We start from the raw sequence: 18,882 nt of genomic DNA, 5'->3' as shown, positions 1-18,882 counted from the left end.
GGTTTATATGGGGTTTTCCTGATAATATAATGTGGAATATTATAGTGTTATTAGGTTATTAGGAACATCTAATGCTGTTTCATAACTGAAAGGGAATTGAAAAAAAACTGAAACTTTTCTCATAAAAATTCAATCTAACTTGAAAAATGAAAGGAAAATGAAATTTTCCAAAAGATATTCTTTGTTAAGATAAAAAGCATACATACAAAAAGCATTGACATATCTTAAAAATGTATTTTCAAGATATAGTGGGGGAAAAGATGAGATTAGAAAAACAATTAATAAAAAAGATGTATTATGAAACATTCCTAATGGAGAATGAAACAAAGTCAATTCTTGACGTACTTGGACAAGCTTATGTAAACGAAGAACGAAATGAGATTTCTGATGGGTCTTATATTCGTTTTGCACAAGGTGAATTTTATTATCGTCATCAAGATTTTGAAGCAGCTATTTTTAAATGGGAGAAGGTTAGTAATGAATTAGCACCATGGGCACAAAAAAATATTGCGGATGCTTATTTCGAACTTAATCAATTACCATATGCTGAAAATATTTATACTTCCATTACTACTGATAATAAAATATTGATGACCGAAATTAGGTTACAATTACTTTCTCTTTACATTGAGCAAAATAATTTTGATTCAGCTTTCGGTGTTATTAAAGAAGCAGTTTCTTTAAATCCTGATTATCCGAACGTCACAAAAATTGCCCGTTCCTTTTATGAGGAACAGCAAGATTTTGATAGTGCAGTAGAGCTTGCTGTGAATGAGTTAATTCGAATAGAGTCGTATCCGTGGTTTGAGGTGTTAAAAGGATATATCGATAAAGGGTTTACTAAACATATTTCACCAGACTATTTTTATGATGCATTAGCTACATTAAATAATGTAGATCAAGTACAATTTACACAAATGGTTTCATCACTTTGGAACAGTTATAAAGATGAACCAAATTATTTATTATGGCTTAATACAATAAATGAATTTTTCTTACATATTGAAATACATTCGTCCGATATATGGAACAAAGTTTCTGCTCTTTACGAAGAAACGTACTTTACATTAATTCAAGGTCAATATACGCTTAGACAATTAGACGATATCATACCAAATCTGTTAGCAAACTGGTTAAAGGTAGTCAATCCATCTTATGCTGTATTTCCATCTGCAGCTGTATTGGCATGGGATGAGATTTTCCCTTCCAAAATAGATTCAGCAAATATAGAACATGCGGAAAACTTACTGTCACATTCTATTAATCATGTAAATGGCTTAGAGTACAGCTTACACCTTTTTGAATCTATTACACAGTGGGCACAAAAGCAGAATATAGAAATAGGTCACCGATTTAAATGGTTAGTTGACGAGCTCGCAGATTTAAGAACAAATCGTATTTTAGTAACGGGAACTTCAGGGAACGGAAAAACTACATTTATTAACTCTATATTAGGAGAAAATATATTAGAAAAATCAATTTCAAATGTAGTAGTTTTAAAAAATGATGCTCATATAGAAATAAACGCTATAACAGACTCAGCAATTACAACAACGGAAGATATCACTGATTACCATAATATGATGTCTCAGCACCATCAAACATATAGAGATAGAGCGTGTGTTGAATTTAAATTACCATGCAGATTTTTAAATGAAAATAAACTTACATTTGTAGTGACACCTGGCTTTAATAGAAATAACGACACTAGAGATGAGATATTCGAATATTTAAATTCTGTAGACGAATTACTGTTCGTATTGAATGCGGATTCACCTTTTACTGATAAAGAACGTGACATTCTATTAAGTATTCAAGAACATACGCCAAATTTACAAATTCATTTCTTATTAAATAAAATCGATAACATTTACAGTGAAGCAGAAGTGAAAAGGGTATTACATGATACGGCAACGAGAATAAATACATATTTCCCGTATGCGAGAATTTTCCCTTATTCCTCGTTATATACAAGTAGTCAACAATTAAATGGTTTAATCGAGTTTATTCATTTTAACTTTAATCATAAAAATATCGATGCAGAACGTACTGAAAAGTTATTATTTTTCATTCGAAAAACAATTACATATCTTTTGGAGAAACGTGTTGAGAAAGAAAATAACCTGGTGGATGCTATTAATTGGAATGAAGATATGCTAGTGAAACTAAACGGTAGCATTAATAACCTTACTGCATTTGAAAGGGAAAAAATTCATTTCATTACACAATCATATCGTTCAATGAAGACTGAAATTACAAATGATCTTACCGAAAATATTCCGAAGATATTAAAGAGCTGTTCTAATTTAATTAGTGAAGAAAGTGATTTCGGGCACATGGATACGGAACTAAATAAAGCAATGAATGAAAGAGTGCATAAATATTTAGAACAAACTGTATTACCTAATCTTGCTCTTTCTATGCAAAATTGGATTGCAACTTCTAATAATGAGCTTCTTCAAAGTCAAACGTATTTAGAAGAACTTAGTGAAGGGCTTAATTCACTATTTGGAGAAAATAAAATACAGTTAGAATGTGACTTTAAAGTGCTTGATGACTGGCGCAGAGATACTGACAGGATGACGACTAGAATACAAATGGATGAAGTAAATATTTTACGTCGATTTACGCCAGCACAATTTTTACTAAAAAGTGCCGGTAAATTATTTGGAGTTCTTCCTAAAAATAAATCTATGCTATATAACAAATATAAACAGTATGTAGAAAATGAAGATTATACTGAAGTAACGGCTTCTATTATGAAGAAATTTTTCTTGCAATTTGAGCTGTTTGAAAACACACAAGAGAGGGATATTCATATATTCTTTAGGAATCCATTTAACTCCTTAAAGCAAGCTGTAGAAAATACGCAATTAGAAATACAAGAAAAACAAGAGATGTTACATAAAATGAAATCAAATCCTGAAGTTTATCATGATTCTATCATGCTCTTTGAATTGAGATTGCGTCAATGTGAAGTAATTTTAAATATAGGTAATGATAATACCTATACAGATGTAGCTTTAGAAACAAGTGTAGAATAAAAGTAAAAGGGAGCAACTGTAATAAGTTGCTCCTTTTTCATATAGATTATTTTTCTGTTTCTTTAATTTTAGTTTGTACTTCGCCAGTTTTAATTTTATTGCTTTCTGAGAAACGTAATAAATCGCCTTCAATAATTTTGTCAGACATTCGTAATTCATTTTGTGCACGTTTAATGAGGGCTTGAGCTTCTTTTTTTGGTAAATCTACAATTTCACCTGTTATACGGTCGTAGAAAGTGTTGTTTTTGTATGCATACTTATCTGTAACGAAGCTACCATCACGTAAAACAACAAAGCCAGTATATTCATCTGAAAACATATCATGGCCAAAACGGATATCATTCGTAGAATCAACACCTAATAAATTTAGAATCGTAGGTTTCATATCGATTTGTCCCGTAGGCTTTGAAATAGTTTGACCTTCTGTTTGTCCAGGAATATGAATATATAAAGGCGTACGTTGTAAATTTAAAGTATCAAATGCTGTTATTTGATCTTTTTCTAAAAACTGTGCCATTGCACGATTATGTTTTTCGGAAATACCATAATGATCACCGTATAACACAATAATAGAATTATCGTAAAGCCCCTCGGCCTTTAGACGTTCAATAAATTTTTTAATTGATTCGTCTAAGTAACGTGCTGTTACGATGTAACGATCAAATACGCCATTACCAGAGTTGTATGGTTCAATGAATTTTGTATCTTCATCATACGTAAATGGATAATGGTTTGTTAAAGTGAGGAAACGAGCATAGAATGGTTGATTAACAGTTTTTAATATATCTACTGATTGATCAAAGTATTCGATATCTTTTAATCCCCAATTTAAATTTGTTTCTGGTGTAATTTTGTAATCAAGCTCATTATAGTAACGATCATAACCAAGAGCAGAGTACATGATATTACGATTCCAAAATGTTGCGTTATTCGCATGGAATACAGAAGTGAAATAACCTTGCTGACGTAAAATTTCTGGAGTCGCAGTATAATCATTGTTACCGTGTGTGAAGAATACAGCCCCTCGACTTAATGGATACAACGACGTATCGATTAGAAATTCAGAATCGGATGTTTTCCCTTGACCAGTTTGATGGAAAAAGTTATCAAAGTAATAACTTTCATTTATGAATTCATTTAGGAATGGTGTAACTTCTTGCCCATTGACTGATGCGCCTATTAAGAAGGTTTGCAAGGATTCAAGAGTGACGACAATTACGTTTTTTCCTTTCGCTGCACCAAACACATTAGGGTTTGGCTCGCTTTGGTTTGCTTTTACGTAGTTTTCAGTTTCTTGTAATTTACTACTATCAGCAAGCGCTTTTTGTGAACCGGCTTTTACTTGCAGTGTTAAGTCATATACTTGGTGAGTATATAAGCCTAAATTTTTGACAAGCATGACTCGGTCGAATGATCTCGTTAATAATTCGGGGCGCTCTTTTTCTGCAAGATGTAGATTCGCAAAGAATACACCAATTGTTAAAAGAAAGTATAACAAGCGTGTAGAATGAGTTACACGTTCGGTTTTAAAGACCAATGATTTCTTTTTTAATAAAATAAAGAAGAAAACAATGTCTACGAATGCGAGTATAATTTTGTAGTTTAATATTTCTATAATACTGCCGCCTAATTGTCCAAAGTTTGAGGTTTGTCCAAGTACTGGTAATGTAACGAAATCACTATAAAAATCATAGAACATTACATTTCCAACGAGTACGATTGTTAACAAGAAATTAATACAGAGCGCTATATAATTTCGCTTTTCACCAGTTGAAAATAATGCTAATCCAACAAATGCTAATGATGCGGCTAGAGGACTAATAAACAAAATAAGCTCTTGCGTTGAAGACTCGATTTTTAAATCAAAACTGAATCGCGTAATAAGATATGTTTTTAACCATACTGCTAAAGCCATTATTATAACAAAGCTTATATTTTGCATTTGTAAATTTATTTTATTCTTCATTTTTACACCTTCTTTATACAATTTATTTAACTGAAGTTATATATTATATTTTTATAACTATTAGAGTGTAATGAACCATTTAGACTTTGTTTTCTAAAGGGAATAATTTGAAGTATTCATATATATACAATGGGGATTTTTAAAGCGTAGTAGCATAAATATAACTCTTTTTTGAGAAACAGGCAGAAAAAGTCATAGTTGTAGTGAAATTGACTTATAGACATCCTACCATATTAAACACTATGATGATGTTACAAAATATCGAACAAATGAAAGTGAAAATGGATAGAGACTTTTAAAACTGTTGACATTCAATTTATTAGAATTGAATACCAACAGTTTTAAATATGTAGTTATATTACATATGTATTTTGTAAAATTCCGATTTTTTGTCGGTTAATCATTAGCCGGGAAGGATAGGGGGCTTATTAATATATTTTTACTATATAAGTAAAGTGTTTTGAAATTAGGAATATTTGACTAGAATCTTAATGATAGAAATTAAATGTCAGATAAGTACTTTCCAACATACAGACCACTTGCAGCTGCTTGAGATAATGAATGCGTAACGCCTGAACAATCTCCAATTAAAAATAGCCCATGCACACTTGTTTCAAAATAGTTATTGAGTTTTATCGTAGGAGCATAGAACTTTCCGTCAATTCCATATAACAAAGTATCTTTATCAATCGGTTCTTGTATAAATTGTTCTAAGCGTAATAAAAACTCTTTGAGCCCTTCAATATATAATTGAGGGATTTCTTGATTCAAATCTCCATAATCCCCCTGTAGTGTAGGGTGTATACGATTATGCTCCATGCTGTTTTCCACCGTAGGTTGTTTCTTTAGTAAGTCCTCTAAGCGCTGTATAACAATCCGATCTCGCCCTTGGTTAATGCCTTCAATAATTGAACTTGCGTATACATTTGCTTCTTTGAGAGTAGGAAAATAGCAAGGAATAAATAAAGTGAAATTTAAGTTAGAAGTGCCAGTTCCTTGTTCTCGAAAATTTTGACCGTCAGGCATAACTAAACCTTCTTCGTACTTTCGAATGATGCGGCCTTGTGGATTCATACAGTAAGTAGTTGCTGTGAAATGCTCACCTTGATAAGAAAGTTTTGTTTCAAAAGTATCTTTTAATATAGAATGTAATTGATGTTCTTTCATTTCTACTCTAATTCCTAAATCTACACGTGTTTGCTCCTGAGAAATATTTAGGGAACTGCATATTTCTTTTAACCAATCGGCCCCAGAGCGCCCAGTTGCAAATACAAGTTGCTTAGTTTGAACTGTTCCTTGATTTGTCTCTATTGTAAAATGATCTTCCTGTTTCAGAATATGTTGTACATCTATATGAAATTGGATCTTTATTTTCGTCAGTAAAAATTCATAGAGCTGCTGAAAAATGTTACTGGAAAGTGTAGTACCAAGATGTCTTACTTCTGTTGTTAGCATTTGTAAACTACACGCTTCAGCTCTCTTAGTGAGACTTGAATTTTCAGTAGAATATTTTGAAACCGAACTTCCACCAAACTGACATAGAATTTCATCTACTTCAGCCATGAGTTGTATAAAACCCTCTTTACCGACTTTTTTCTCAAGTTCTCCGCCAAATCCGTTTGTATAATTAAATTTCCCTTCAGATTTTCCTAAACCACCAAACCCGAAATATTTATCACATGTAGTACAATTACACACTTTTCCTTCGTCTAAAGGACAATGGCGATCTTCTAGCGCTTTACCTTTATCAAGAATTAAAACTTTTTTGTTACTTTTAGCTAGTGAATAAGCCATAAAAATGCTACTTACTCCAGCGCCGATAATTGTAACATCATACATATTCTTCCACCTGCTAACGAATAGTTTGTTTTTTATTTTTCTAGTGTATAACAATTTTATGAAGTTAAGAAATAGCTTTTATTAATAAAGTGGGAGTTTTTGAACTTGATGCTTTATTAATTTCTACGAGTGGTGGAGTAAATACAAAAATTTTTATTTGAAAGAAGAAACAGTTTAAAAAATAACTATGTCATATGATTAATAACATCTTACATAGAAAAAAACAGACCTTTTAAGTGAAGAGGTCTGTTAATGATTTTAAATCTTATTTAGCAAATACATGGTTACCAATTACTGCTACTGTTTGACGTGTCGTAATCCACTTGTCTGTTGATGTTTTTGGATTGTAGAAATAAAGCCAGTCAGAATGTACTCCATTTGTGGAGATAGCCTCTTCTACAGCCATTTTTGCTTCTGCGCTTGCAGGCTGATTAATTCTTCCATCTGTAACAGGAGTAAATGCATATCCGTATTTAATAGGTTCATAAATAACGCCTGTTATTGTATTTGGAAAACCTTTTGCATTTACACGATTTAGTATAACTTTCGCTACTGCTACTTTTCCTTTATAGGATTCGCCACCTGCTTCAGCGGTAACTAAGCGTGCCATTAAGTCTTTTTCTTTTTGTGAAATGCTTGAGTTGATTTTTAAATGTTGTCCTGTATAAAGCTTGTTTCCGACTGTATTGTTCATTTGTTTTATAGATTGGACAGTGACATTGTAACGCCTTGCTATCGTTTCTAATGAATCTCCCGGTTGTACTTGATAAATAATTTGTCCAGAAATGTTGGCTGGCTTGGCGTTTTGAGGAACAGTGATTTCATTTGATTTCACGGACCCTGGAATATGTAACTGTTCGCCAATAAAGGTTTGATCGTTTCCTTTATTATTAGCCTGTTTAATGGATTGTATTGAAACTCCGTATTGTTTACTAATGCCCCAAAGTGTATCGTTCTTTTTTACTGTATGAATGGTAGAAGCTTCAGCTGTGCTTTGACTACATACGAATGTAATTGCAGCTGCAGATAAAGGGATTATATGTTTTAGTTTTAGTAATTTCATTGTAAATCCTCCTAAGAAAAAATTAAGGTGAAACTATTAAGTAATGTAGTTTGAAATATATATATGCGTAATATATTAATGTAAGTATATTAGCACATATAAAATAAATAATCACTATAAGTTTCATCTTCGTGTAGTGTAGAGTCCGAATATGAAATATTGCATATGAAAATACATTGAAGTTCATATTTCTGATTACTATAATCTATTTAGTAGAAAGGGAATACGTTATAGAAATAAAATCATTATAGATTAATATAATGATTAATTATTAATTATTAATAGGAGGATTAATGCAATGAAAATATTTCAAAAAATGTGTGCGTCAACTGTAATCATTACAACACTTTTAGGAACAGGGGGTACTATCAATAGTGTACATGCTGATTCTATAGAACAGCAGATTAAATCAGGGATAGAACAAGAAACAGATAAGCAAATCATTGTAAAATTTAAAGCGGATTTGGATTTGCCATATGAAGATGGTATTGAAAAACAAATACAATCTCAAACGAATGATAAAGTAATAAAAGATTTTTTGAAAGAATATCCAGATGTAACATTTACTCGTTTATTCACATCTGTAAGCCCGGAACAAATACAAAACCTTGAAGTGAAAGCACCTAATCATGTATCTACAAGTTTATTAAACTACTATATTCTTCAAAATCAAAATAGTGGGTATGAAGAAGAAATAGTAGATAAGTTAAAGGCATCTTCTTTAATAGAAGATGCGTATATGAAGAAACAAGAGAAAATAATGCCACCTGAAGTGCAATCATCAAGTGTAGCTCTTAATCCTAGTAACAATCCTAGATTTAAAAAACAAGGTTATCTTGAAGCGGCCCCATACGGTATTAATGCGCCTTTCGCCTGGGGAATTCAAGGCGGTAATGGAAATGGTATCACTTTTGTTGATATGGAATACGGATGGTTATTAAATCATGAGGATTTATTACATCAAAAAATTGAGTTAATGTCTGGAAGAAATATAGATCAGCATGTCGGTCATGGGACGTCTGTACTAGGAATTGTATCCTCTGAGGACAATGAAGTTGGGAATATTGGGATTGCGCCAAAAGCGAAAGCAAAGGTTATCTCTCAAATAAGAGATAATGGACAGTATAATACGGCTGATGCAATATTAAGCGCTGTAAATCAGTTAGAAGCTGGGGATGTTTTATTGTTAGAGGCGCAAGCATCTTTCGATGGATATGGTGATAAATATTTACCTGTTGAAGTACAACCAGATATCTTTGATGCAATTCGTGCTGGTACAGATAAAGGGATTGTAATTATAGAGGCCGGAGCAAATGGGTGGAATGATTTAGATGAGTTCAAAGATAGAAAGGGTAAGCAAGTCTTAAATCGTAATAGTAAAGATTTTAAAGATTCGGGTGCAATTATGGTAGGAGCTGGCTCTTCATCTTTCCCTCATGAACGTATGTGGTTTTCGAATTATGGAAGCCGTATTGATGTGTACGGATGGGGAGAAAATGTAGATACAACTACAGCTGAACAAAGTAGAAGTGCTGTAAACCTTTATACTTCAAGCTTTAGCGGAACATCTAGTGCTTCGCCAATTATTGCTGGGGCAGCGACTTTAGTACAAAGCATTGCTAAAGAAAATTTAGGACAACCATATAGACCTAGTGAACTAAGAGCAATATTAAGCAACCAGAGTACAGGAACAAAATCTAAAGATCCATATGCAGATAAAATTGGTGTTTTACCAGATTTGAAGTCTATACTAGTAAACTTAGGCTATGAACAAAGAAAACCAAACGTTGGGAATGAATTACAAGTAACAGAAAATGAACCAAATAATGAGCCTAGACAGGCAAATAAAGTTAACTTTCATACACCGGTGAAAGGAACGCTACATAATAGTGATAGAGTAGATGTATTTACTTTCCAAATTGATTCGCCGGAAAATATTAATATTTCTTTACTAAATGAACAAAATATCGGAATGACATGGGTACTTCATCATGAATCAGATTTAAATAACTATGTAGCATATGGTGAAAATGAAGGCAATGTAGTTAAAGGAACTTATAATGCAAAGCCAGGTAAATATTATTTATACGTCTATAAATATGAGAATAAAGATGGTTCATACGTATTGAACATAAAATAAGTAAAAGGAACTTCAGATGAAGTTCCTTTAAATTTTTCTAATTTAGTATATGTGAATGATTTTTTAACTTTACTTCTATGCAATATTTCATATTGATGAAATGTTATTTATTTTTTCTGAACTAGCTTATATTATATTCAATAAGTTTGATGTAAAAACAGAAAAAGAGAGGGATAATAATGAGCAATAAGAAGTTAATTTTGAAATTATTCATATGTAGTACAATATTTATCACATTTGTATTTGCTTTACATGATAAGAGAGTAGTTGCAGCTAGCTCTGTTAATGAGCTTGAAAATTTATCAAAATGGATGCAACCTATACCTGATAGTATCCCGTTAGCACGAATTTCAATTCCAGGAACACACGATAGTGGGACGTTCAAGTTGCAAAATCCGATTAAGCAAGTATGGGGAATGACGCAAGAATATGATTTTCGCTATCAAATGGACCATGGAGCTCGCATTTTTGATATAAGAGGACGTTTAACAGATGATAATACGATAGTTCTTCATCATGGGCCATTATATCTTTATGTAACACTGCATGAATTCATAAACGAAGCGAAACAATTTTTAAGAGATAACCCGAGTGAAACGATTATTATGTCTTTAAAAAAAGAGTATGAGGATATGAAAGGGGCAGAAGGTCCATTTAGTAGTACGTTTGAAAAAAATTATTTTGTTGATCCTATCTTTTTAAAAACAGAAGGAAATATAAAACTTGGAGATGCTCGTGGGAAAATTGTACTACTAAAAAGATATAGTGGTAGTAATGAATCTGGAGGATATAATAATTTTTATTGGCCAGATAATGAGACGTTTACCACAACTGTAAATCAAAATGTAAATGTAACAGTACAAGATAAATATAAAGTGAGTTATGATGAGAAAGTAAAATCTATTAAAGATACGATGAATGAAACGATGAACAATAGTGAGGATTTAAATCATCTATATATAAATTTTACAAGCTTGTCTTCTGGTGGTACAGCATGGAATAGTCCATATTACTATGCCTCTTATATAAATCCTGAAATTGCAAACTATATAAAACAAAAGAATCCTTTGAGAGTGGGCTGGGTAATTCAAGACTATATAAATGAAAAGTGGTCACCATTATTGTATCAAGAAGTTATAAGAGCGAATAAGTCATTAATAAAAGAATAAAGATGATGAGAGTAAGAAGCGATAAAATATATCGCTTCTTTTTATTTTCCAATAACCAACAATATAAATTGTACTTTTATAATAGAAAAAAATAAAAACATAAGATATAATCATACATATAAAATTGTACCAATAAATTATAAATGTATCATTAAATTTAATTTGTTGTAATGAAATGGAGGTATATACTATGAAGTTTCCACATGATTTTTTATTCGGAGCTGCTTCAGCTTCTTATCAAGTAGAAGGTGCATGGAATGAAGATGGAAAAGGTGTTACGAATTGGGACGAGTTTTCAAAAGTTCCTGGCAAAACATACAATGGAACAAATGGTGATGTAGCTGTTGATCATTATCATCGATATAAGGAAGATGTTCGCTTAATGGCTGAGATGGGATTAGAATCGTATCGTTTTTCTATTTCTTGGGCAAGAATATTGCCGACTGGAGATGGAGAGGTAAATGAAAAAGGGATTGAATTTTATAACAACTTAATTGATGAATGTTTAAAATACGGGATTGTACCGTTTGTCACTTTATATCATTGGGATTTACCATTACCGTTAGAAAAAGATGGTGGATGGACGAATAAAAGAACAGCAGAGGCTTTCGTAAAATATGCAGAAACTTGTTTTAAGGCATTTGGTGACAGAGTTAAGCATTGGATTACTTTTAATGAGACAGTAATGTTTTGTGGACTAGGTTATTTAAAAGGTGCACATCCACCAGGAATACAAAATGATGTTCCAAAGTATTTTCAAGCGACTCATTATGTATTTTATGCACATGCGAAAACAGTTGCGGTATATAAGCAGCTGAAACAATATGGTGAGATTGGGATTACACATGTTTTCTTACCTGCTTATAGTGTGGATAACCAAAAAGAAAATATACAAGCAGCAAATCATGCGAATGAATATGAAACGTATTGGTATTATGATCCAGTTTTAAAAGGTGAGTATCCGTCTTATGTTGTACAACAATTAAAGGAAAAAGGGTGGACTCCTAATTGGACGGTTGAAGAATTAGAAATTATTAAACAAAATGCAGAAGAAAATGATTTTATTGGTTTGAATTATTATCAACCAATACGAGTAGAAAGATACGATATGGATATAAAGAGTGAGGAACATTCTCGAGAAAACTCAACGCTTGCTCCAGGTAATCCTTCTTTTGATGGTTTTTATCGAACAGTTAAAATGGATGATAAAACATATACAAAATGGGGATGGGAAATATCTCCCGAAGGTTTCTTAGAGGGATTGCATATGTTGAAAGCGCGTTACGGTGACATAAAGATGTATGTAACGGAAAATGGACTTGGTGATGAAGATCCAATCATTGACGGAGAAATTGTAGATGTTCCGAGAATTAAATTTATTGAAGCGCATTTAAAAGTAATGAAGCGTGCAATTGAAGAGGGAATTAATTTAAAAGGTTATTATGCATGGTCAGTGATTGATCTTTTAAGTTGGTTAAATGGATATAAAAAGCAATATGGCTTTATTTTTGTCGATCATAATGATAACTTAAAACGTAAGAAGAAACTTTCGTTTCATTGGTATAAACATGTGATCGAAACGAGAGGGGAAGAGTTATAACAGATAAAAGAGTATTTTAGGAGAAAGTGTATGAGTGCAAAGTATAAACAAATTGCAGATATGTTAGAGCAAAACATTCGAGATGGGCTTTTTAATGAAACGAAAAAACTACCTACAGAAGAAGCGTTGATGAATCGATTTGAAGTAAGCCGTAATACGATACGTAAAGTAATTAGTCAGCTTGTGAATAGAGGTTATATTTTTCAAGTACAAGGTAGTGGTATGTTTTTACGCGAAACTTCTGTAACAGATTACATTAATTTAGGAAGTTTACGTGGATTAACGAAAAATCTTGTTTCACAAAATATTGAAACGAAAGTGTTAGAGCTTGAAGTAATAGATGCGGACGAAGAAATAGCAAAGCGAATGCAATGCGAAGCTGGAACTAGGTTGTATTTTTTGAAGCGCTTAAGAATTGTAGATGCTAAGCCGTTCTCTATTGAAGTAAGTTATTTCAAAAAGGATATTATTCCATATTTGAACGAAGAAATAGCATTAAGCTCTGTATACAGTTATTTCATTGAAGATTTACGATTAAATATTGGTTTTGCTGATAAAGTTATTAGTTGTGAAAAAGTAAATAAAGAAAATGCACAGCTTTTAGAATTAAATGAAGGTGATCCGGCGCTTCTTATTGAAAATACAGTGTATCTTGTAAATGGAACAATTTTCGAGTTATCTCAGTCGATGTTTCATTATGAAAAGACTAAACTTTTAAATCGAATTAATTTTAAATGAAAAATTATCGTGTGAAAAAAGCAACTGATCCTAAGTGATCAGTTGCTTTTTATTTTTAAAGTGGATGAGCAAAAAAACACGAAAGTGGTTGGTCCGCTTTTTACAAACATCTATTATGATAAGAGAAGAAAGGTAGTATGTTATCAACGTTTTAAAGAGGAAGGTTTTTATGTAAGTTCTTTAATTAAAATAGATGGGGCTTAGAGAGGTGAAAAGACAATGAGTTTTGCAATTTCACTAGTCGTTATTATTGTAATTGTATCGCTATTTGGGACTGTACTAGTTGCAAGAAACGTGGAGGATAATTATGGTAAGTCTACAAAAAGAAATGTGAAAAACTTATCTGCAATCTATATTCTTCTTCTTTTTGTTCTACTGCTTGGGGTAACATGGTATGCGGTAATGATCTGATAGTTTGTAAAAGAACTGAAATGAGAGTATGAAGTTGGAATTTTAGAAGGTATCGAGTAATCTGAAAGAGAGCCATTTTGGATATATCTATTTGCGGATAAGAAGATGTGACTAATTAATACTATTTTTAGAGTAAATACTGTTAGTAATAAATTGAGATTAGTTTGTTTTGAGAGGGAGCAACTATATGGAATGGAAACCAAATCGTGCAGATAAGACACCTGTATATAAACAAATCGCAGATTATATTGAAAGAGGCATTTCTTCAGGAGAATTACCTTCTGATAGTAAGTTACCTTCTGAGCGTATGTTAGCAAAGGAATTACAGGTGAACCGGAGTACAATAGTAGCTGCGTATGAAGAATTAAAATCACTTGGAGTAGTAGAACGACAAAAGGGAAGCGGAACACGGGTCAATACGGACATATGGGGTGTCTTACATAAACGAATACCGAACTGGGGTAGGTACGTGGAGGATGGATCGTTCTTACCTAACGTACCACTCGTTCAACAAATTCGAACGGAAACACAAAAAGATGATTTAATTAATTTAGCAAGCGGTGAACTGTCACCAGAATTAATTCCAAGTGATAGATTTCGAACAATTTTGTCGGAGAAAACATTTATGGAAAACCTCGGTTATGACCATCCACTTGGAAATGAGATGTTGAGAAAAACAATTGCAGCACATGTTCAGCAATATAAACAAATTGAAGCAGATTCAAGCTCTATTCTTATTACGTCAGGAGCACAACAGGCGCTTAATCTTATCGTTCAATGTTTATTAAAACCTGGTGATGCGATTGCGATTGAAGATCCTTCGTATTGTTTTTCGCTCCCAATGTTTAAATCGGCCGGTTTAAACATATTTCATTTACCTGTTGATAAGGATGGAATGAATCCAGATGACTTAATCGATTTGCACAAAAAGCATCGCATTCGTATGGTGTTTTTGAATCCAGATTATCAAAATCCAACGGGTACTGTGCTTTCATTAGCGAGACGTAAAAAAATTTTAGAACTGTCTTCTGAGTTCGGTATACCAATTGTAGAAGATGATCCGTATAGTTTAATTTCTTTTAATGGAGAAGTGAACCCGACATTAAAATCAATGGACCAAAATGGAAATGTTCTTTATATAAGTTCATTATCAAAAATTGTTGCATCAGGATTACGTATTGGATGGATAATTGGTCCTACACGCGTAATTGAGCGTTTAGCAGATGCAAAGCAACAAGTTGATTTTGGCCATAGTGTATTTACGCAGTGGGTAGCAAATCAATTTTTAGAATCAAAGGATTTCCATACACATATTACGATACTTCGTGGACAATTGAAGCAAAGAAGAGATGAATTAATTGCAGAGCTTGAAGGAACATTGGGAGAACGAGTTGAATGTTTCGTGCCAGAGGGTGGAATACATGTATGGTGTAAAGTAACAGGAAAATTTGATGAATATCACTTATTAGGTGAATCTATACGGAATGGTGTCGCATTTGTTCCGGGCAGTGTTTTAGGTTCGAAAAATGAATATATACGATTTACGTTTGGTAGAGCGAATATAGAACAAATTCAACTTGGAATTAAACGGTTTGCCGACACGCTAAATGAGATTTCATAATATGGATGTGTGATAGTGAAATGAGGGAAAGAAATGAAGTACGTGACGCTTTTACTTCAAGTAGGCGTGCTATATGTATTTAGCCTAGTGGGTACGTGGATTCAGGAAATATTCCATCTATCAATACCGGGGAATTTAATAGGGATGTTAATACTGTTCCTGCTCCTTTCCACTCGCGTTTTACCGTTAAAATGGTTTGAGTTAGGTTCGGAAAAGTTAATCGTATTTTTACCGTTATTTTTAATCCCTTCGACAACAGGGCTCATGGAATACGGGTCTTTTCTTTTCAGTAAGGGAAGTATTATATTCCTTTTAGTAGTTGCAAGTACTGTAGTAACTTTGATTGTTTCAGGGTATATAAGTCAATTATTAGTCACATCAAAAAAATAAAATCGACAAGGTGCACGATTCAAATGGTCTTAATTATTATTACTGTAGCAATTTATTTCTTGGCGACAAAGCTATATAAAAAAATTACGTTTGCATTTACGTTACCAGTGTTAACAGTTACGGCAATTATGATTTGTTTATTTTTGATTTTTGGTATTTCTCATCATGAGTATAGGGAAAATGGGGGAAACATTCTTTCAAGCTTATTGAGCCCTGCAATTGTAGCATTGGCCATACCTCTATTTAAAGAGCGAAAGATACTGATGAAAAATTTTTCATCGATACTAATCGGAGTAGTGATAGGTATAGTGGCTGTAACGAGCATGAATGTAGTGATTGGCGGAATTTTAAATATAGATAAGGAACTTATATTAACTACTTTACCACAGGTAGCGACAATGCCAATTGCCCTTTCAATAGCGGATCAAATTGGTGGTATTCCATCTATGACTTCTAGTTTTGTAGTTGTTGCAGGAATAACAGGCGCTATTATGGGACCAACAGTACTTAAGTTTTTCCGTATAACAAGTACGATTGGAAAAGGAGTTGGAATGGGCTGTGCATCACATATTATCGGTGTGAGTCGTTTAGTGAAAGAAGGCGAGAAAGAAGCGACTATCGGTTCGGTAACGATGATTGTAACTGGAATACTTATTAGTATACTAATACCGTATGGAACGAAATTTATTTTTTAAATGTAATGGAGATGATAACAATGACAACATGGTTTATAGTTACATTATTTGTTTTTGGAGCTATTAAAGTATTAGTTTCTAGCATGCCCACTTCTGTTGTAGAATCAATTATTAGTAAATTTGAATTGCATCAAAAGCTTGAGGTGGAAAATACTTCTATATCGATAGATGGAAAAAATATAGAGGGAGAAATGAAACTACAAGTTATTCATGAATTTAATGAGGCTTTGTTTTTAGATAAACATTATTTCCCGCCGCACGGAGAAGGAACACCGATCGTTATTAACACGAAGAAAGGGAATAAAGAGATTAGATTTTCGCTATATAGCTATGAGGAACATGTTGATGTCATTAAGCAATATAAGAAGAAAGTCGTTGCCTATCGTTTACGCTCTAAAAGCCTTCAAACATTGGCACCATTAGTAATAACGGAAGAGTATGCTTAAGAAGAGACCTATAATGGTCTCTTTATTTTTTTATCCAATTATATACGTTCCAAATAAAAGAATGAAAAATCATATAACCAAATAAAGAATATGTATGATTCCAATTCGCACTATGTACAAATAAACCTAAACTTTCAGCAATCTGTTCAAAAAGGCTAGCACAAATACCGATTGAAATAATAAATAAAATTCTAGAAACTTTAGATAATTTTTTTGAAATGTGTATAAAGATAACTGTTAAAATCGGCAGTACGAACAATGTAAAAGCTATATTCACCGAAAATGTGGATGAGAAGGGCCTAGCCGGAAAAGAATATATTTGTTTATGAACAAAAAAGGCATCTAAGCAAGTTCCAATAATAGAAGAGAGAAAGATTGTAACTACTAATGCTAGAAACTCATTCTTCTTCTCGGAGGAGGACATTTTTCTTTGCGAGAATGGCGAGTTCAATTTTTTCGAGTGTTTTGCAGTAGTCTTCTGTAATTTGTCCATTTATATTTTCCTCCTTATCAACTAAGTAATTTACAACTTGCCAATCATCGGTAAACCAATCTTCACTGTCAACTGCTTCATGCTTCATATCTCGCCATGCATAGATGAGTGCAGGGCTGTATATGCGATAAGCGCCATTTCGTAACTGGCATTTCTTTATTCGGCGCTTATAAAACTCACGGGAAAAAGATTCATTTACACTTGAAAATAAATGGGGCCAGTAATCTTTCCTAGATCCTGTATGTGGATGGTGTTGAGCCCAGCTTATTATTTGAGATAAAACATGTGTATCTCGAAATAATAATGAGTACAATCTTTTTCCAATTAATATCCGTTCATGTAAGGAAGTGAAATGTTTCATTGTATCACCAAATAGTAATACTTTTTGTTTCTTATCATTTTCGTAGAATGGGAAAAGGATATGATTAAACTGAAAGAAATCAAAGAGTTTAAATCCAATACTATTTAGTACAGTCTTTTTAAATTGTACATTTTGAATCACTCTTTTTTCTAAGTAGTTTTGTTCATTAATAATAGTTGCAATTGCTAAAGTTTTTTTGTTACCTGTTTTCCAAAAATGGTTCCACATCGTTTCCATAAATGTAGAAACATTTAGGTGAGGGAGAAGGTGAAATAACTTTTGTGATCTCTTTACACTTTGTTTGTAAAGTAAAAATTGAGGGTATACATCTTGGAAAATAAGCCAATTCCCTCTTTCTAAAAAAGAAAAAAATATGAATTGATCTTTCTCTGATAAAATTCTCGTATATAAATCGCCCTTTAAATCAGTCATATTCCAACCGCCGTTACGTGATACCATATGCCCAAGCAGTGCCCAATGTATTTCTGGATATTGAATGTAAAATTGGTAGTATGCGCGTGTTCTTGTAACATTATTTTTATTTAGCTGTTCTGTTTGTATTTTTATTTTGTTGATGATGAGTTGTTCTTCTTTCGTTAATTTATACATGGTGCCAGAAGGAATAAGTTTGCTTTTTTGTTTCAATTCATTTTTTACGTCGAATAGGGAGAGAGGCAGTGCTTTGGAAGGTCCGTTATATGTATGATTTGAATTGCTTCGGTCCATTCCGTTACCTCCCTTTTTCATAAATTTAAACATGATTATTGGCTATGAATCATTCTATTTATTTTATTACGAGTATAAGAAATAAATGAGCGGTGTTTTTTACAAGGAATTTATTTATCATGAAAACCGTATAGAAAATCTTACTGTTGTGAGATGAAATGAAAAACAGAAACTACGTTT

At 32.5% G+C, this 18,882-nt stretch carries 15 protein-coding genes; 10 read left to right on the top strand and 5 right to left on the bottom strand.

Annotated features, from left to right (window positions below; translation table 11 throughout):
- The first annotated feature begins 260 nt into the window (after positions 1-260).
- On the top strand, positions 261-3,044 hold the full coding sequence (locus GBN78_RS11985) for a dynamin family protein (RefSeq protein WP_001235334.1): 2,784 nt from the start codon (positions 261-263) through the stop codon (positions 3,042-3,044).
- A 46-nt stretch (positions 3,045-3,090) separates the two neighbouring features.
- Here GBN78_RS11985 and GBN78_RS11980 read toward each other — a convergent pair whose 3' ends face one another.
- From GBN78_RS11980 to GBN78_RS11965, 3 genes are all read right to left on the bottom strand, one after another.
- The gene (locus GBN78_RS11980; protein WP_152127437.1) at positions 3,091-5,010 is read right to left on the bottom strand and encodes an LTA synthase family protein; all 1,920 of its coding nucleotides are present in this window, start codon (positions 5,008-5,010) and stop codon (positions 3,091-3,093) included.
- Positions 5,011-5,511: 501 nt separating this feature from the next.
- On the bottom strand, positions 5,512-6,849 hold the full coding sequence (locus tag GBN78_RS11970; RefSeq protein ID WP_088045354.1) for an NAD(P)/FAD-dependent oxidoreductase: 1,338 nt from the start codon (positions 6,847-6,849) through the stop codon (positions 5,512-5,514).
- Positions 6,850-7,114: 265 nt separating this feature from the next.
- Positions 7,115-7,912, bottom strand: coding sequence for a cell wall hydrolase (locus GBN78_RS11965; RefSeq protein WP_000771175.1), 798 nt, complete (start codon positions 7,910-7,912; stop codon positions 7,115-7,117).
- A 298-nt stretch (positions 7,913-8,210) separates the two neighbouring features.
- Between GBN78_RS11965 and GBN78_RS11960 the strand changes: the two genes are divergently transcribed.
- The 9 genes from GBN78_RS11960 to GBN78_RS11920 all read left to right on the top strand — a co-directional run bounded on the left by GBN78_RS11960 (position 8,211) and on the right by GBN78_RS11920 (position 17,122).
- Positions 8,211-10,052 carry a S8 family peptidase gene (locus GBN78_RS11960; protein ID WP_000689189.1) on the top strand — a complete coding sequence of 614 codons (1,842 nt, stop codon included), beginning with the start codon at positions 8,211-8,213 and terminating at the stop codon, positions 10,050-10,052.
- 179 nt (positions 10,053-10,231) lie between these two features.
- Complete coding sequence (plcA, locus tag GBN78_RS11955; protein ID WP_000066294.1) at positions 10,232-11,221, top strand: phosphatidylinositol diacylglycerol-lyase; 990 nt, start codon at positions 10,232-10,234, stop codon at positions 11,219-11,221.
- 190 nt (positions 11,222-11,411) lie between these two features.
- Entirely contained in the window at positions 11,412-12,821 is a 1,410-nt protein-coding gene (locus GBN78_RS11950; RefSeq protein WP_000671637.1) for a glycoside hydrolase family 1 protein, read from the top strand.
- Between the two features lie 30 nt (positions 12,822-12,851).
- The gene (locus tag GBN78_RS11945; RefSeq protein ID WP_001274901.1) at positions 12,852-13,559 is read left to right on the top strand and encodes a GntR family transcriptional regulator; all 708 of its coding nucleotides are present in this window, start codon (positions 12,852-12,854) and stop codon (positions 13,557-13,559) included.
- 219 nt (positions 13,560-13,778) lie between these two features.
- Positions 13,779-13,970 (top strand): hypothetical protein, encoded by a 192-nt coding sequence (locus GBN78_RS11940; RefSeq protein WP_000006452.1) that lies wholly within the window; start codon positions 13,779-13,781, stop codon positions 13,968-13,970.
- A gap of 187 nt (positions 13,971-14,157) precedes the next feature.
- Positions 14,158-15,591: a MocR-like pyridoxine biosynthesis transcription factor PdxR gene (gene pdxR / locus GBN78_RS11935; protein ID WP_044796952.1), complete on the top strand. Its 1,434-nt coding sequence runs from the start codon at positions 14,158-14,160 to the stop codon at positions 15,589-15,591.
- A gap of 33 nt (positions 15,592-15,624) precedes the next feature.
- Positions 15,625-15,981 (top strand): CidA/LrgA family holin-like protein, encoded by a 357-nt coding sequence (locus GBN78_RS11930; RefSeq protein WP_000878485.1) that lies wholly within the window; start codon positions 15,625-15,627, stop codon positions 15,979-15,981.
- A gap of 23 nt (positions 15,982-16,004) precedes the next feature.
- Entirely contained in the window at positions 16,005-16,676 is a 672-nt protein-coding gene (locus tag GBN78_RS11925; protein WP_044796956.1) for an LrgB family protein, read from the top strand.
- Positions 16,677-16,696: 20 nt separating this feature from the next.
- On the top strand, positions 16,697-17,122 hold the full coding sequence (locus GBN78_RS11920) for a YfmQ family protein (RefSeq protein WP_044796957.1): 426 nt from the start codon (positions 16,697-16,699) through the stop codon (positions 17,120-17,122).
- A 22-nt stretch (positions 17,123-17,144) separates the two neighbouring features.
- On the opposite strand, the gene GBN78_RS11915 is transcribed toward GBN78_RS11920, so the two are convergent.
- Complete coding sequence (locus GBN78_RS11915; protein ID WP_033683151.1) at positions 17,145-17,546, bottom strand: CBO0543 family protein; 402 nt, start codon at positions 17,544-17,546, stop codon at positions 17,145-17,147.
- On the bottom strand, positions 17,521-18,702 hold the full coding sequence (locus GBN78_RS11910) for a DUF2515 domain-containing protein (protein ID WP_152127436.1): 1,182 nt from the start codon (positions 18,700-18,702) through the stop codon (positions 17,521-17,523). Before GBN78_RS11910 ends, GBN78_RS11915 begins: the two co-directional genes overlap by 26 nt.
- Positions 18,703-18,882: the final 180 nt, after the last annotated feature.

The sequence above is a fragment of the Bacillus sp. B2-WWTP-C-10-Post-4 genome (assembly GCF_009183805.1).
GTDB lineage: Bacteria > Bacillota > Bacilli > Bacillales > Bacillaceae_G > Bacillus_A > Bacillus_A cereus.
This window is presented reverse-complemented; position numbering and strand designations above follow the sequence as displayed.

Excerpts from the sequence above, each read along its gene's own strand:
- GBN78_RS11985 (WP_001235334.1), top strand. The coding sequence starts at position 261 with ATGAGATTAGAAAAACAATTAATAAAAAAGATGTATTATGAAACATTC.
- GBN78_RS11980 (WP_152127437.1), bottom strand. The coding sequence starts at position 5,010 with ATGAAGAATAAAATAAATTTACAAATGCAAAATATAAGCTTTGTTATA.
- GBN78_RS11970 (WP_088045354.1), bottom strand. The coding sequence starts at position 6,849 with ATGTATGATGTTACAATTATCGGCGCTGGAGTAAGTAGCATTTTTATG.
- GBN78_RS11965 (WP_000771175.1), bottom strand. The coding sequence starts at position 7,912 with ATGAAATTACTAAAACTAAAACATATAATCCCTTTATCTGCAGCTGCA.
- GBN78_RS11960 (WP_000689189.1), top strand. The coding sequence starts at position 8,211 with ATGAAAATATTTCAAAAAATGTGTGCGTCAACTGTAATCATTACAACA.
- plcA (WP_000066294.1), top strand. The coding sequence starts at position 10,232 with ATGAGCAATAAGAAGTTAATTTTGAAATTATTCATATGTAGTACAATA.
- GBN78_RS11950 (WP_000671637.1), top strand. The coding sequence starts at position 11,412 with ATGAAGTTTCCACATGATTTTTTATTCGGAGCTGCTTCAGCTTCTTAT.
- GBN78_RS11945 (WP_001274901.1), top strand. The coding sequence starts at position 12,852 with ATGAGTGCAAAGTATAAACAAATTGCAGATATGTTAGAGCAAAACATT.
- GBN78_RS11940 (WP_000006452.1), top strand. The coding sequence starts at position 13,779 with ATGAGTTTTGCAATTTCACTAGTCGTTATTATTGTAATTGTATCGCTA.
- pdxR (WP_044796952.1), top strand. The coding sequence starts at position 14,158 with ATGGAATGGAAACCAAATCGTGCAGATAAGACACCTGTATATAAACAA.
- GBN78_RS11930 (WP_000878485.1), top strand. The coding sequence starts at position 15,625 with ATGAAGTACGTGACGCTTTTACTTCAAGTAGGCGTGCTATATGTATTT.
- GBN78_RS11925 (WP_044796956.1), top strand. The coding sequence starts at position 16,005 with ATGGTCTTAATTATTATTACTGTAGCAATTTATTTCTTGGCGACAAAG.
- GBN78_RS11920 (WP_044796957.1), top strand. The coding sequence starts at position 16,697 with ATGACAACATGGTTTATAGTTACATTATTTGTTTTTGGAGCTATTAAA.
- GBN78_RS11915 (WP_033683151.1), bottom strand. The coding sequence starts at position 17,546 with ATGTCCTCCTCCGAGAAGAAGAATGAGTTTCTAGCATTAGTAGTTACA.
- GBN78_RS11910 (WP_152127436.1), bottom strand. The coding sequence starts at position 18,702 with ATGGACCGAAGCAATTCAAATCATACATATAACGGACCTTCCAAAGCA.